Below are 13761 nucleotides of genomic sequence, written 5' to 3' on the forward strand. Positions count from 1 at the left end.
CCGACTTCCGTGTCCCCAATCGCCAATAGATGGTGGAACGAAAGCTTGTTACAAACCGATCATCAAAGGTGTGGACAAGTTCTTCAACACCTTGGCAATACTCATCGCCACGATAAAACCGGTTTTCGGATTGGCAGAAGGGGTATTCCTGATTTGCAATTGAATCTCTCCGAACTTGCCGGAGGCAGAAATCTCATGAGTATTGTGAGTAATAGTCGGATCCACGAAAACTCTGACTGTTGTTTTCTCAAAGCCGATCCCTGCGAGGCTTAAAGCGGCTGAAACATTCACGCTTTCGGGAAACAGTCGAGCTGATTCTCTGGCCGGACCTTCAAAAACACAGACGGGATCTTTCACCTGTTCCAGATTTACCTGTTGTTCCACAATCGTACCGTACCAAGCCCGGGGAGGCTTTCTGGTGGTTAACGTGACGTGTTTGACAGGACCCAAGGCTCCTGCTGCGATTCGATCCAGTCCACCTACTGCGGCCGAAGGAATGATCAGACGTTTCCCTGTTTTGGATGCTGTTTTCAGAATCTTTTCGTATAACTCCTGATCCGCAAAGGCTCCCACACTAACAGCAAGAAAATCACTGCCGCTTTGCAAACAAGGTACCGCAAAGTTCTTTACAGCTTCATGACCGGCTGCTTCAATAACGATATCCAAACCGCTACTGAAGAAACGTTCCGCATCGTCTTCAATAAGATTGGCAGGGAGGTCAGATACGATTTTATCTTTATTTCGAACCAACACTGCGCACAATTTCACATTACCCGCTTGACCGGTTTTAATATACTCCGCAACATCTTGCCCAATAGTGCCGTATCCGATTATTCCGACTGCAAGCATGAGAGACCTCCTATTGGTTTTTGGAATATTGTATACCAAATATAGACCCATTCTATCAGAGCCGGAAGAAAAGGGTCAATCGTTTCCGTCGAAATCTTTCCCTGAAAAATTGACCATCAGTTCAAAAATCGGCTCTTATATTGTTACTCCTTGGCTTGGGTGCCGGTAAGGGTATAATAGTAGAAGGACACCGATCTTTGCTGTCGAAGTGGTACAAAGGTTAAGTTGTGAATCAGTTTGGAACAGAGCGGTTCATCAATATCAGAAGCGGTTGATAAGGAGAGTTGAAGGTTGGACAAAGAGAATGAAAACCACTGGGATCTTGAAAATTTGACTCCTATTCGGGATAAAGTGTATCAATATATAAAAAAAGCAATTATTGATGGTGAATTAAAAGCCGGAGAACGGATTGTGGAACGGGAACTGGCCGAGAAGCTGAATATTAGCCGCACTCCGATTCGGGAAGCACTGTTTCGTTTGGAATCACAAGGATTTGTTAAAACTCTTCCCCGCAAAGGAGTGGTAGTGTCGCAAATGTCCCCCGATGAGATTGTTGAAATATTCACAATGCTTTCTGTGTTAGGGGGATTGGCAGTTAAGTTGGCTGCTCAAAAAATCAACGATGAGCGAATGTTTCAATTGGATTTGTTAATTGGCGAGATGAATAGTGTGTTGTCGGGTCAAGATACGACTAAAGATAAGGATCAGTTTCACTTGGATATTGTTGAGTCGATCTACAAAGCGGCACAAAGTCCCAAATTATATGAAATCGTAAGCAGTTTGTTTGAATATATCCGGGCGTTTGCCCATCTGAGCCATGAACAACCTGGCCGAAGAAAACAAGCATTGCAGGAGCACCTTGAGATCGTCCGGGCCATCAGGAACGGAGAAGCGGAACTGGCAGAAAATTTAATGAAGATTCATATTGAAAATTCAAAGAAAGCTTACCTGGCAGCGTATAAATAAGTGAGAGAATCACACCTGCTGTTCATTATAAAATCAGCAATATGAGAAGCAACATGCTCAAGAAGCATATAGTGAAAGGCCAACTCCAGACAGATATCCGGTAAGCACTTTCCTTGGTTATAGAAGACATAATGCCTAGAGTAGCGTTAAAAGGCCCCATGATAAATGTAGCTACTGCTCCCCCCAGTAAAGCTATCGTGAGACCTTCTGCAGACACGGCAAGAGCGGCTGGATTCAGTGACTGGGCCAACAGGGTAATGGCTACCACGGGGTGCATCCCCAGATAAGCTAAAAACAGAGGGAAGAGCGGCAAGAGTATCAGAAATAATTCAACGCCGATACTGTGTTCGATCTGAAGAACCAACCTATTAATGATTTCGCTGTAACCGGATAGCTGTAAAGCTTTCACAAAAAAACCGGCGCTTAAAAAGATCGCAAACTGCTCGGCCATCTTGGGGATCTGTTGACTGATATGATTCCGGACTCCTTGCATAAACCCCCTGCTTTGTCGTAAAAGGATTGCCCACAAAGCGGCATAGGGGAAACTTGTCAGAGCAACTGTGATAACCAGTCCAAACGGGAACAACCACTCGAGAAGTATAATTAGCGTAATAAATAGAGTGATTGAAAAAGCGATTTGGACCAATTTACGTTTTGATGCATGAACCTCCCGGTTAAAAGAGGATTCAACTGCGGCCGCCAATTCCCTTTGAACAATCGCTTTTTCCGGATCAATACGGGAATTCAGGATCCAGTCCAATACCAATCCACAGACACTGATGCCAAATAGCAGCGGGAACATTTGAAGCCAATTTACTTTGGTAAGGTCCATCACGATTCCAACAATCGGGGCAACTGGAGTCCATAAAATGGGCAGTGCGTATCCATGAATAATCCCAAGCGAAGTAAATCGTTTGACATCCCGGATCCCGAATTGGGCAACAGTGTCCTTGACGCTGTAGTACATCATAGGCAGTGTAGCCAAATTCAGAAAACTGCTTAAGAAGAATGCCAAACCAGAGATAGTCCGGTAAAGCTGCTGAGGAGTATTCACACGATGATGAAGCACATGTTCAACTGCGGAACCATACCCACCCAGTGTTATGGGAAGCGCAAGAAATGGGATCATGGTAAATAGAGTTAATAGATTTAGCATGCCCCCAAATGAAGTCAGATATGAGTGCCATCCCACGTGTTTCGACCATAACATCCAGGTTCCCGACAGAAGAAATAATAGCGACAGGCTTTGCGCCAAGCGGGAAGAACGGGGAATTGAAATGAGAATTGCTACAATCGACAACAAGGATATAGCAGAAGCCAGACTGTCAAGACCCCACATTACAGAAATCAAATAAAGAAGAACAACGGAGATAAACGTAATTGTATGCATAGGATCACCGAATGATGTTTAGTATTTAGTATATTGTATACCAAATATAAATTCCTGAAAACTATTCTTTCACCAATTCTGCTATATCGGACCTTTTACTATATCAGACCAAGGATTGAGGCTCACTGGAAAAATTTAATACCGGAAAAGAAGAAATATTTTATTCAAAAAATATTCATAGTTTCAGAAATATCTGATATGATGTTTTTAAACTTGGTATACAATGCGCAATTTGAATATATTGGCAGATTCGATGGAGGTTTCGGACATGAAAGCTTATTTGCTGACAGAAATGACTTGGCCGGAAGTAAAAGAAGCTTTGCAGACAGTTAAGCTTGCGATCATTCCCATTGGCGCACACGAACAACATGGTCCCCATATGAAGGAAAGTTGCGATGCGGTACTTGCTACCGAAATGTCCAATAAATTGGCAGAACGGCTTTATCCGTATGTGTTGGTTACTCCTACAGTTAACATGGGTGTATCGATTCACCACATTAATTTTCCCGGGACAATCACACTGCAACCTGATACGTTAATCCGTGTGCTGAGAGATATGGTGTGGTCTTTAAAGCAACATGGAATCAATAAATTTTTGTTTTTAAACTCTCATGGGGGGAACCAATCTACCCTTAGTGTAGCTTGTACAACTTTAACCCACGAGTTAGGTGTTCAAATTTATTATGCAAAAACTACAGCATCGGCTAAGGAAGCAATGAAAAAGCATATTTCTTCGACTCTTTATGGGCACAGTTGCGAACGAGAGGTTTCTGAAGCTTTGTATCTGGCTCCGCATTTGATCCATATGGACAGATTGGAAAAAGGTGATATTCGAGAAGGTCAATGGAGATTGCTTCGTCCGGGAAACGCAATTCAAGGAACCTATCAGTATGAAGAAATGACAGCCAACGGATGCATTGGTGATGCTACAAAAGCAAGCTATGAAGCAGGTCAAGAGATGGTTGAGGAAGCCTTGGATAACTTAACTGAGTCTTTGCTGCAATTCCTGTAAGAAAGATGAATAGATTAACTTTATAATTCTTATCACTCCCTAGAAAACGCTTACATTATTCTTCTTCTCAAAAAGTTATTCCATTGTTAGATTATCTGCCAAAAAAGATAGATGGAACTTGATTAACGTTGATAGGCTAATAGTCATTAAAATGTTTTTTAAACTTATTGAGGGAGGTGAGTTTTAGGGGGACAGATTTAATCAGAATGGATTTATGGAGTGTTTCAAACAAAAAGTCAAAAAATTCTGGAAGAAGGTGTTCGTGAATGACGTTGACGGCAGCACACTGGCTTTATGCACTGGTAACCCTGGTTATTATTGTCACTATGTTGTTCCGCCGAGGGGTAGTGCTTCCTACTTTGGTTGGAACATTGCTTGTGGCTTCGGTTTACAAGGGAAGTTTCGTAGGCGGGCTTCAGGCAATTTTTAATGCCAATTTGGTTGCAGCGAAGGAACTGTTTAGTATTTTTCTGATCATTACCTTCATGGTCGCGCTTCTGCATTCCCTTAAAGATCTGGGAGCGGATAAGCGGATGATTGCCCCGATTCAGAAAGTAATGACCAATGGACACGTGGCTTTCTGGGTTCTTGCGGGAATTACGTATTTGATTTCCCTGTTTTTCTGGCCAACACCGGCGGTACCCTTGATTGGAGCACTCTTGATTCCGGCTGCAATCCGGGCGGGACTTCCGGCTATGGGTGCCGCTATGGCAATTGCATTGGCAGGTCAAGGCATGGCGCTTTCTTCTGACTATGTAATGCAGGTTGCTCCAATGTTGAGTGCAAAAGCAGCAGGGGTTGACAAGGCTCTTGTCGCTGACCGCGGGATGATTCTTTCGCTCATCACGGGTGGCACTGCCATTATTCTTTCTTATGTCTTAATAGCAAAGCAAATGAGAAAAGCGGATGATCAGGCAATCGAACGAGAACTGGGAGTGTTAGGTTCTGATCAAGCCGCGCTCGAAATGGCTGCCGCATCAGAAGCATCTGGGGATAAAACAGTAACCCGACTTCAAAAATGGGGAAAACTGTTTGCTGTTCTGGTTCCCCTATCGATGCTAGCCATTATGATCTATATGGTTCAGACTAAATTCAGCGGACGTATGGGCGGATTTGAAGGTGGAGACGGAGCCGCCTTTATCGGTGGAGTAGCAGCATTGTTACTGGTTTTAGCCTCCGTTGCTTATGGACGCGTTCATGCATTGGACAAAATTGGTGATCATATTACTGAAGGCTTCGTATTTGCTTTTAAAGCTATGGGACCCGTTGTTCCAATTGCTGCATTCTTTTTCCTGGGCAGTGGAGATTTTGCTGGTTCGATCCTTTCCTTGGGTAAAGATGCCGCTGTACCTTCGTTCCTGTTTGATCTCGTCAAATCTGCCCAAGCTGTTGTTCCGTCCAGCGGGTTTTTGACAGCATTCGCAATTTTAATAGTAGGGATTATAACTGGACTCGATGGCTCCGGTTTCTCCGGATTGCCATTAACAGGCGGTCTGTCCGGAGCTTTGGCAGGCAGTTCGAGAGTAGATCCTGCAACGTTAGCCGCCATCGGACAAATGGGAGCTGTTTGGACAGGAGGCGGAACCATTATAGCTTGGTCTTCGCTTGTTGCGGTAGCCGGTTTTGCGGGAGTATCTGTAATTGAATTGGCACGTAAAAACTTTTTGCCTGTAATGGCTGGTCTAGTATTGTCAACTGTTATTGCTCTAGTTATCTGGTAAAACAGTTCGAAATTTTTTAAAAAACAGTTGACTCAGGGCAAAATTGCCCGTAATATGAAATTAAGGTTTTTGGTATACCAAATACCAAATAGAAATAAGTTCATCATAATCAAATGTAATTGAATCAACAGGAAAAGGGTTCGATAAACAATCTTAAACAAATTTGGTATACAATATGCAATTTTATTCTGAATCCTTTTCCTGAAAAACAAGGAGGAGTCAAAAATGGCAGAAATGTTATCCCGTGAAGAATTCCGCAAGCAGTTGGAAGAAGCGATTAAAGGGAATCACAGTCAGGCGGCCCCGTTCAGCGTGGCATGGTCGAGCGGCCAATTGAAACGTGGACACTTTGCACGTTGGGCAGAGAACCATTACCACTATGTCGGACCTTTCGCTGACTACCTCGCTTACATTTACGCAAATACACCTGATAAATTAACCGATGCGAAGGATTTCATCCTTCAGAATATGTGGGAAGAAGAATTGGGTGGTGACAGACATACCGATCTGTTGATCCGTTTCGCTGAGGCGTGTGGTACAACCGGTGAACGGGTAACGGATCCCGCTAACATGTTGCCAACCACCTTGGGACTTCAAAGTTGGTGCTATGCTGTAGCGATTCGCGAACACTTTGTCGTTGCAACCGCAGCCTTGATTGTCGGACTCGAATCACAGGTACCGGATATCTACCGGAAGCAGCTTCCGCCGCTCAAGGAAAAGTATGGTTTCACCGACGAGGAAGTCGAATTTTTCGATCTTCACATCGTTTCGGATGAAATCCACGGTGAGCGCGGTTATCAAATTGTTCTTGACTATGCAAACACTCCGGAACTGCAACAACGTTGCTTGGAAATTGTACGGACCGGCGCGAAGATGAGATGGATGTATATGGATGGACTTTATCGCGCCTATGTACAAGCGGATCTTGAAAAGGTAGAGGCATAGAATTCCAGGATGCTGAAACGGCAGTTTTCTCACGAGGGAAACTGCCGTTCGACTAAATAGATTCACACATGAACAAGAAAATGGAAAAGAAGGTGGCAGTATGATCGGAACTGCGATTTCCACTTTTAAAAATTACATCGACGGACAATGGGTTGATTCTTCAAGCAATAACACTTTTGACAGCATCAACCCGGCAGATAAAGAAGATATAGTCGGACGATTTCAAGCTTCTACAGCAGAAGACGCTAATCAGGCGATCCGTGCAGCTGAAAAGGCATTTCCGAACTGGGCAAAAACTACTCCTTCCAAACGGGCTGAAATTCTAAATAAAGCGGCTGACATTCTTGAAAGTCGATTGGAAGAGATCGCCCGGGAGTTGACAAGGGAAGAAGGAAAAGTCATCTCAGCCGGTCGCTTGGAAGTGAAACGCTCGGCCGCCACTTTACGCTATTATGCTGTCGAAGGTTTAAGCTTTACAGGCGAAACATTTCCGAATGATGATCCCGCTGCCATGGTTTTTACAGTGCGGGAACCGTTGGGTGTCATATCAGTGATCACTCCGTGGAACTTTCCGGTTTCAATACCGGCCCGCAAGATTGCACCCGCTTTGATGACCGGTAACACTGTGGTATTCAAGCCGGCTTCCGATACGCCTCTGATGGGATTGCGATTGACAGAAGCGTTTGTGGATGCGGGAATTCCGGCAGGTGTACTGAATTTTATTACCGGATCTGCCTCAAAAGTTGGAACTCCCCTCGTTACGGATCCGGCTATCAAAGCGGTAACATTTACGGGATCCACGCAAGCGGGAGAAGCAATTCATCGTTCGGTGTTTCTGACGACCCGGACCCAAATGGAATTGGGCGGCAAGAACCCATTGCTGATAATGGAAGACGCCGACTTGGATCAAGCGGTTGAACTGACCATTAAAGGCGGGTTTGAACTTACAGGGCAGGCGTGCACCGGAACTAGCCGGGTTATTGTAATGCGATCCGTTCATGATGAGTTTGTTGCCAAGCTGGTTGAACAAACAAGCCGACTTAAAATCGGAAATGGTTTTACCGACGGTGTGCAGATTGGACCTTTAGCGAATCAAAGTCAGCTTGATACAGTTCTTGAATATGTGGCAATTGGTCAGGAAGAAGGGGCCACCTTGGTTTATGGTGGAGATCACTTGACACATGATGAATTTGGTAAAGGATATTACGTAAAACCCGCGATTTTTACAGGTGTAACTCCTAATATGCGAATCGCCCAGGAAGAAATCTTTGGCCCAGTCGTCGCAGTGATTGCGGTTGACAGTTTTGAAGAGGCGATGCAGGTTGCAAACCACGTTGAATACGGATTGTCTGCTTCAATCGTTACAAAGAACTTGGAGAAGGCACAAACGTTTATTAAACAGGTTCAATCCGGAACCGTAAAAGTCAATCGCACGACAACCGGTAATCTGATCAATGCGCCGTTTGGCGGATTGAAAAAATCCAGTACTTCGACGTTCCGTGAATCCGGTCGTGTTGGATTGGAGTTCTTTACACAAACGAAAACCGTGTACTTCGGGTATTAATCAACAGTTGGCAAGTTCTAAGGAGGAGACAGAAATGAAGCAGGTATTTAAGCTGGAGTTGGCGGATGCGAAGCTGATGATTGAAGCTGCAAAGAAAAAGGCGGCCGAAATTGGAGCGTTTGAAACGATCGCGATTGTAGATGACGGTGGCCATTTGATTGCTTTGGAACGGATGGATGGTGCAAGAATTACCGGCCCGGAAATCGCTGTGGCAAAAGCATTTACAGCAGCCGGCCATAAACGGTCGACACACTTGTTTAACACTCAGCCCAACGGACCGGCTTTGCCGGGTAACGAGGCGTACGGAATACAATTGATGTTTCCTGGCAAGTTCGCCATCTTCGTTGGAGGATTTCCGATCGCAGTTGACGGTGAAGTGATCGGGGGAGTTGGAATCAGCGGCGGCAACGGTGAGCAGGATACTGCCGTTGGTACTGCAGCTCTGGCAGCTCTTAAGGACGTATTGGCCCCTCAAGGTCATACCGTGATCGCGGAAGCGAATATAAAACTTTAATTCACCTCAGAAAAGAAGGGATCTTTATGTCATACAGGCAACTGGTCATCGGATTCGCCAGATCGGGGGTTCTCGGATATGGAGGAGGACCTTCGGTGATCCCGTTAATCCGGTATGAAGCGGTAGACAAGTACAAGTGGATGAGTGATGATGATTTTGGTGATGTTCTTGCTTTGGCCAACGCACTGCCAGGTCCTATCGCAACCAAAATGGCTGCCTATATCGGCTATAAAGTAAAAGGTTCTATGGGTGCTGTTGTTGCGATCTTGGCCCATATACTTCCCACTATAATCGCTATGATAGGGCTTCTCGGTTTTTTATACGCACTTAGGGAATCCTCCATAGTCAGCGGAATGATCCGGGCGGTCGGACCGATCATTGGAGTGATGTTGACGGTAATGGCATATGAATTTTTCACGAAAGCGTGGAAAGGCTCCGGCCCAACGGGTGCAATCATCCTGACTGTTGTCAGTTTAGTGGTATTGCAAGGATTAGGAATCCATCCGGCGATCCTGATTGCCGTTTTTCTTGCTGCCGCGTTCATCCGTGCAACTGTTAAAAACAACTCCGCTTCAACAGAGAAGGGGAGAGTGCAGAATTTATGATTTATTTCGAATTGTTCTGGGCATTTTTCATATCCAATATTCTCGGTTATGGCGGCGGACCTCCGTCCATTCCATTGATTCAGAAGGAAGTTGTAGATCACTATGGATGGCTTACATTGAAAGAATTTGGAGACTTGCTTGCTTTGGGGAATGCACTTCCTGGTCCGATCGCGACAAAAATGGCAGGTTTTGTCGGTTATCAGGTAGGCGGTTTGCTAGGAGCTGCCGTTGCTCTGATTGCCACCGTTCTTCCTTCAGCTGTGGCTGTGATCATACTGTTTAGATTCGTAGATCTTTTCAGGGATGCTCCGCAGGTAAAAGCGATGACAAGGGCGGTTCAACCCGTTGTGGCAGTTCTGCTCGCCGTGCTTGCGTACCAATTTTTCATAGATGCTTGGCATGGAAACGGTTTTTTGCACACCGGCTTCTTGGCAATCGCCGGTTACGTGGCTCTTGAGGTCGCAAAGATTCATCCCGCTTTTGTGATTACAGGAGCACTGGCTTATGGTGCCCTATTTCTAAGTTAATCAGCATTGGCTGAAGGGAGGTGCAGCTCTGTGCTTCGGCAGGAACAATCACTATGGGTAACAGAAGAATTGGTGCCGATCCGGGATAAAGTATATCAATATTTGAAGAGTCAAATTGTAAATGGACATTACAAAGCGGGTGACCGGTTGGTTGAGAGGGAGTTGGCAGAGAAGTTAGGCATAAGCCGAACTCCTATCCGGGAAGCACTATTCAAGTTAGAATCCCAGGGCTTGGTCATGACGGTACCGCGTAAAGGAGTGGTAGTGACTCAAATCTCGCAAGAAGAAATTGAAGAGATTTTTACTATTCTGGCATCCCTGGAAGTGCTCGCGGTGAGATTAGCCGCAACAAAGATGGATCCCCAAACAGCAACCGAGTTTGATGAAATCATTCAAAAAATCGATCAATTCCTGGTGGATGATTTGGTCGAGGAAATTGCTCAATTCCATATCGAGATTAACGAACAAATTTATAAGGCGGCCAAAAGTCAGAGACTGTATGAAATGTTAAGCGGATTGCTTGATTATATTCGCGCATTCGCCCATCTGGGACACATAATGCCGGGCCGAATGGAGCAAGCGACGAGGGAACACCGGAACATCATGGAAGCTGTAAGAAATCAAGAAGTCGAACTGGCTGAGAACCTGACCAAAATTCATATCGAAAATTCAAGAAAAGCATATATACGGGCTATACAAGGCAAGGAGGTGTAAGACGTGGCAATCCGTATTGAAGTTTGCCAAACCAACTTGGCCAAGCACGCTTCCACAGCCAAAGTTTTTGACAGATTACAAAGCGAGTTTCCCAATATGGAATTTAACATCGAGTATATCGAAATGAAGTGTGGAGGGATTTGCGGAATCTGTAAAAATACCCCTTACGCATTGGTAAGCAAAAAGTTTATTACAGGAATTTCAGCAGATAACTTTTATGAGAATCTAAAAAAATATCTTCTCGGGTTACTGGCGGAAAATCCGGTCCCAAGATAACAGGAGGTTATCGTTATGGCACGGATTCATTTTTCAGGTACTAATAAATCGATTGAAATTGAAGATGGTAAAGAAACAAACATTTTACGAACTTCCATTCGATATGAGGGAGGCATCCCATATCGTTGTGGAGGGGGGTTATGCGGCACCTGTAAAATTCATATAGACGAAGGGACGGAAAACCTGACGTCCATCAAGAAACTGGAAGTAGCCAGATTAGGAGACGATCTGCAAAAGGGTTACCGGTTAGCGTGTCAAACCTTCGCAAAAGGAGATGTAACAGTTTCTTGGGATTCAAACGTAAATGTAAAGGTTCCTCCGAAGATAAGAGAACTGTGGGAGAAAGCTGAATAAGAGATGCAGTACCAAAAACGAGTGCATCCGATGCACTCGTTTTTGGTGTTCGCCAACCGCGAACAGCCGTATACGGGACCGCATGTACTAATAGAACCTGGACAACTGGCATATACTTGTAACAATTGGGCGCACACTTGTCCGGACTTCGGCTCTTTATAGGGGGGACATACCTGTATGGAAAGGGCCCCGCGAAATCGTTCGATCGAAATTGCACTGTTGGTGCTGTTGATATTGGGCTGCGTATTTTTACTGACCCAGATGAGCGGTTTATTACGTGGCATCTGGGTTGTTTTTCGTGCGGTGCTGACTCCGTTTTTGATCGCCGTCGTGATTTCGTACATGCTGAACCCGATCGTAACCAAGCTGGTCGATCGGGGGGTGCCGCGGGGTGTAAGCGTCATTCTCATTTATTTCGTGTTTTTCACCGTATTGGCTGTCGTTCTGGTTAATACAATTCCCGTTTTTATTACGCAGCTGAAGGAGTTCGCGGAAACCCTTCCGTCGATCATTGAACAGGTGGAGACATGGAGTAAAAACCTTGATGACGGCGCACGAAAGATGCCGGAAGCGGTACATAAGGCGATTGATACCAACCTGGTGGCCTTCGAAGAAGCGGTAACCCGATACATTACAAACTTTCTGGGATCACTGGGAAGCACTTTGGAGCAGGTGCTGACCGCGCTTGTGATTCCGTTCCTTGTCTTTTATATGCTGAAAGATTTAAAAGTGATGGAACGGACGGTTGTCACGATCTTTCCCACTCGGCATCGCAAGGAATTAATTGACCTTGTGAAATCAATTGACGAAGCGCTCGGCAACTATATTCGCGGACAACTGCTCGTGATGCTGTTGATCGGAATACTTGTATACGCGGGGTATTTGATTGTGGGTATGCCGTACAGCTTGATGCTTGCGTTATTCGTGGCGGTCACCAACATTATCCCGTATATCGGTCCGTTTATTGGAGCCGCCCCGGCGATCATTCTCGCTTTTACCATTTCTCCGATTATGGCTTTGAAAGTCACGATTGTGAATCTGATTGTCCAGCAGCTGGAAGGGAATTTTATTGCTCCGCAGATTGTCAGCAAAAGTTTAAATTTGCACCCGCTTTTGATTATTTTTGCTCTGCTTCTAGGCGGTGAAGTGGGCGGGATCATGGGGCTGATTCTCGCAGTTCCCGTAGTGGCTGTTCTAAAAGTGATTTTCGAACATATTGTGGAACATTACGTGAGAAGATAGTAGAAACTTGGCCGAATGATAAGTTTTCTTTTAAAAAAAAAGAGGAAATTCACGGCAAAAAGGCGAATAAGTTGCCAAGGGTTCTGTTAGACTACCAAAAAGAGGTGTCAGCTATGACTTCACATCTCGATAAAACGATGATGTTTTCGGGAAATAAAGACGATGCCAATGAGGCACAACGGGCACTTCTTGTTGCCTACGAAGCGTTGAAGGTGAAAGGATACAATCCGATCCACCAGATTGTGGGGTATTTGATTTCGGGCGACCCCGCCTATATAACGAGCCATAACGATGCACGCAATACCGTTCGGAAAGTGGAAAGAGACGACTTGATCGAGGAATTGGTGCGTGCATATCTCGCGGATCGCACATGATTGGACGCCTGATGGGGATTGACTTGGGGGACGTCCGTATTGGAGTTGCCGTAAGCGACCCGCTTGGAATGACCGCACAAGGAATTGAAGTGATTCGCCGCCGTTCTGAAACTGAGGATCTTAAGCAGATTGGCGAGTTGATTCGGCAATACGAAATTCAGAAAATTGTTCTTGGATTTCCAAAAAATATGAATGGTACGATCGGACCCCGAGGGGAAATCACGCAACAGTTCGCACGGCTGTTGGAAGACACGTTTGGGCTGCCCGTAATCCTTTGGGATGAAAGATTGTCCACAATGGCTGCCGAAAGAATGTTGATTGAGGCGGATGTTCGTCGCGACAAGCGAAAAAAAGTGGTGGATAAAATGGCTGCCGCCATCATCCTGCAAAATTATCTAGATTCAATTTGATGAGGTGTGACGATGAGCGAAGTACAAAGCGAAAACATTATCACCTTAACCGACGAAGACGGTGGAGAGCACGAATTTGAAGTGCTTGAAGTACTCGAAGTGGAGCAGAAAACGTATGCAATCCTTCAGCCGACCGATACAAAGGATGATGAAGCCATCATCCTGCGGGTAGAGAAAGACGAGGATGGCAATGAAGTTCTCGTAAACATTGAAGATGACGACGAGTGGGACAAAGTAGCAGAGATGTACGATACTTTGCTGTTTGAAGAATTGGACCAGGAATGAAATACAGAAGGTT

Annotated in this window: 17 protein-coding genes; 15 read left to right on the forward strand and 2 right to left on the reverse strand. The window is 45.2% G+C overall.

The features are described from left to right. Positions 1–48: 48 nt before the first annotated feature. Entirely contained in the window at positions 49–849 is an 801-nt protein-coding gene (locus ACFO8Q_RS12525; protein ID WP_380026124.1) for an aspartate dehydrogenase, read from the reverse strand. Between the two features lie 291 nt (positions 850–1140). Between ACFO8Q_RS12525 and ACFO8Q_RS12530 the strand changes: the two genes are divergently transcribed. Next, positions 1141–1815 carry a GntR family transcriptional regulator gene (locus ACFO8Q_RS12530; protein ID WP_380026125.1) on the forward strand — a complete coding sequence of 225 codons (675 nt, stop codon included), beginning with the start codon at positions 1141–1143 and terminating at the stop codon, positions 1813–1815. 25 nt (positions 1816–1840) lie between these two features. Here the strand turns inward: ACFO8Q_RS12530 and ACFO8Q_RS12535 are convergent, their stop codons facing one another. Then, positions 1841–2971: a hypothetical protein gene (locus ACFO8Q_RS12535; RefSeq protein ID WP_380026126.1), complete on the reverse strand. Its 1131-nt coding sequence runs from the start codon at positions 2969–2971 to the stop codon at positions 1841–1843. A gap of 502 nt (positions 2972–3473) precedes the next feature. On the opposite strand from ACFO8Q_RS12535, the gene ACFO8Q_RS12540 reads away from it, so the two are divergent. From ACFO8Q_RS12540 to ACFO8Q_RS12605, 14 genes are all read left to right on the forward strand, one after another. After that, a complete protein-coding gene (locus ACFO8Q_RS12540) occupies positions 3474–4217 on the forward strand; it encodes a creatininase family protein (protein ID WP_380026127.1) in 744 nt (247 codons plus the stop codon). Positions 4218–4483: 266 nt separating this feature from the next. Further along, on the forward strand, positions 4484–5938 hold the full coding sequence (locus ACFO8Q_RS12545) for a hypothetical protein (protein WP_380026128.1): 1455 nt from the start codon (positions 4484–4486) through the stop codon (positions 5936–5938). Between the two features lie 225 nt (positions 5939–6163). Next, positions 6164–6883, forward strand: coding sequence for a TenA family transcriptional regulator (locus ACFO8Q_RS12550; RefSeq protein ID WP_380026129.1), 720 nt, complete (start codon positions 6164–6166; stop codon positions 6881–6883). A 100-nt stretch (positions 6884–6983) separates the two neighbouring features. After that, positions 6984–8447 carry an aldehyde dehydrogenase family protein gene (locus tag ACFO8Q_RS12555; protein ID WP_380026130.1) on the forward strand — a complete coding sequence of 488 codons (1464 nt, stop codon included), beginning with the start codon at positions 6984–6986 and terminating at the stop codon, positions 8445–8447. Positions 8448–8481: 34 nt separating this feature from the next. Further along, positions 8482–8961, forward strand: a complete 480-nt coding sequence (locus ACFO8Q_RS12560; RefSeq protein ID WP_380026131.1) for a GlcG/HbpS family heme-binding protein — start codon at positions 8482–8484, stop codon at positions 8959–8961. Positions 8962–8987: 26 nt separating this feature from the next. After that, positions 8988–9566: a chromate transporter gene (locus tag ACFO8Q_RS12565; protein WP_380026132.1), complete on the forward strand. Its 579-nt coding sequence runs from the start codon at positions 8988–8990 to the stop codon at positions 9564–9566. Then, a complete protein-coding gene (locus ACFO8Q_RS12570) occupies positions 9563–10093 on the forward strand; it encodes a chromate transporter (RefSeq protein ID WP_380026133.1) in 531 nt (176 codons plus the stop codon). The genes ACFO8Q_RS12565 and ACFO8Q_RS12570 overlap by 4 nt, the downstream gene beginning before the upstream one ends. 30 nt (positions 10094–10123) lie before the next feature. Then, the gene (locus ACFO8Q_RS12575; RefSeq protein WP_380026134.1) at positions 10124–10807 is read left to right on the forward strand and encodes a GntR family transcriptional regulator; all 684 of its coding nucleotides are present in this window, start codon (positions 10124–10126) and stop codon (positions 10805–10807) included. Between the two features lie 3 nt (positions 10808–10810). Beyond that, positions 10811–11083, forward strand: coding sequence for a DUF1450 domain-containing protein (locus tag ACFO8Q_RS12580; RefSeq protein ID WP_380026135.1), 273 nt, complete (start codon positions 10811–10813; stop codon positions 11081–11083). Between the two features lie 15 nt (positions 11084–11098). Next, positions 11099–11437 carry a 2Fe-2S iron-sulfur cluster-binding protein gene (locus ACFO8Q_RS12585; protein WP_380026136.1) on the forward strand — a complete coding sequence of 113 codons (339 nt, stop codon included), beginning with the start codon at positions 11099–11101 and terminating at the stop codon, positions 11435–11437. Positions 11438–11614: 177 nt separating this feature from the next. Next, entirely contained in the window at positions 11615–12679 is a 1065-nt protein-coding gene (locus ACFO8Q_RS12590; protein ID WP_380026137.1) for an AI-2E family transporter, read from the forward strand. 113 nt (positions 12680–12792) lie between these two features. Further along, entirely contained in the window at positions 12793–13053 is a 261-nt protein-coding gene (locus ACFO8Q_RS12595; RefSeq protein WP_380026138.1) for an IreB family regulatory phosphoprotein, read from the forward strand. Next, the gene (ruvX, locus tag ACFO8Q_RS12600) at positions 13050–13463 is read left to right on the forward strand and encodes a Holliday junction resolvase RuvX (protein ID WP_380026139.1); all 414 of its coding nucleotides are present in this window, start codon (positions 13050–13052) and stop codon (positions 13461–13463) included. The genes ACFO8Q_RS12595 and ruvX overlap by 4 nt, the downstream gene beginning before the upstream one ends. Before the next feature lie 12 nt (positions 13464–13475). After that, positions 13476–13748, forward strand: a complete 273-nt coding sequence (locus ACFO8Q_RS12605; protein ID WP_380026140.1) for a DUF1292 domain-containing protein — start codon at positions 13476–13478, stop codon at positions 13746–13748. Positions 13749–13761 lie beyond the last annotated feature (13 nt).

This window comes from Effusibacillus consociatus (assembly GCF_042652925.1).
Classification (GTDB): Bacteria; Bacillota; Bacilli; order Tumebacillales; family Effusibacillaceae; genus Effusibacillus; species Effusibacillus consociatus.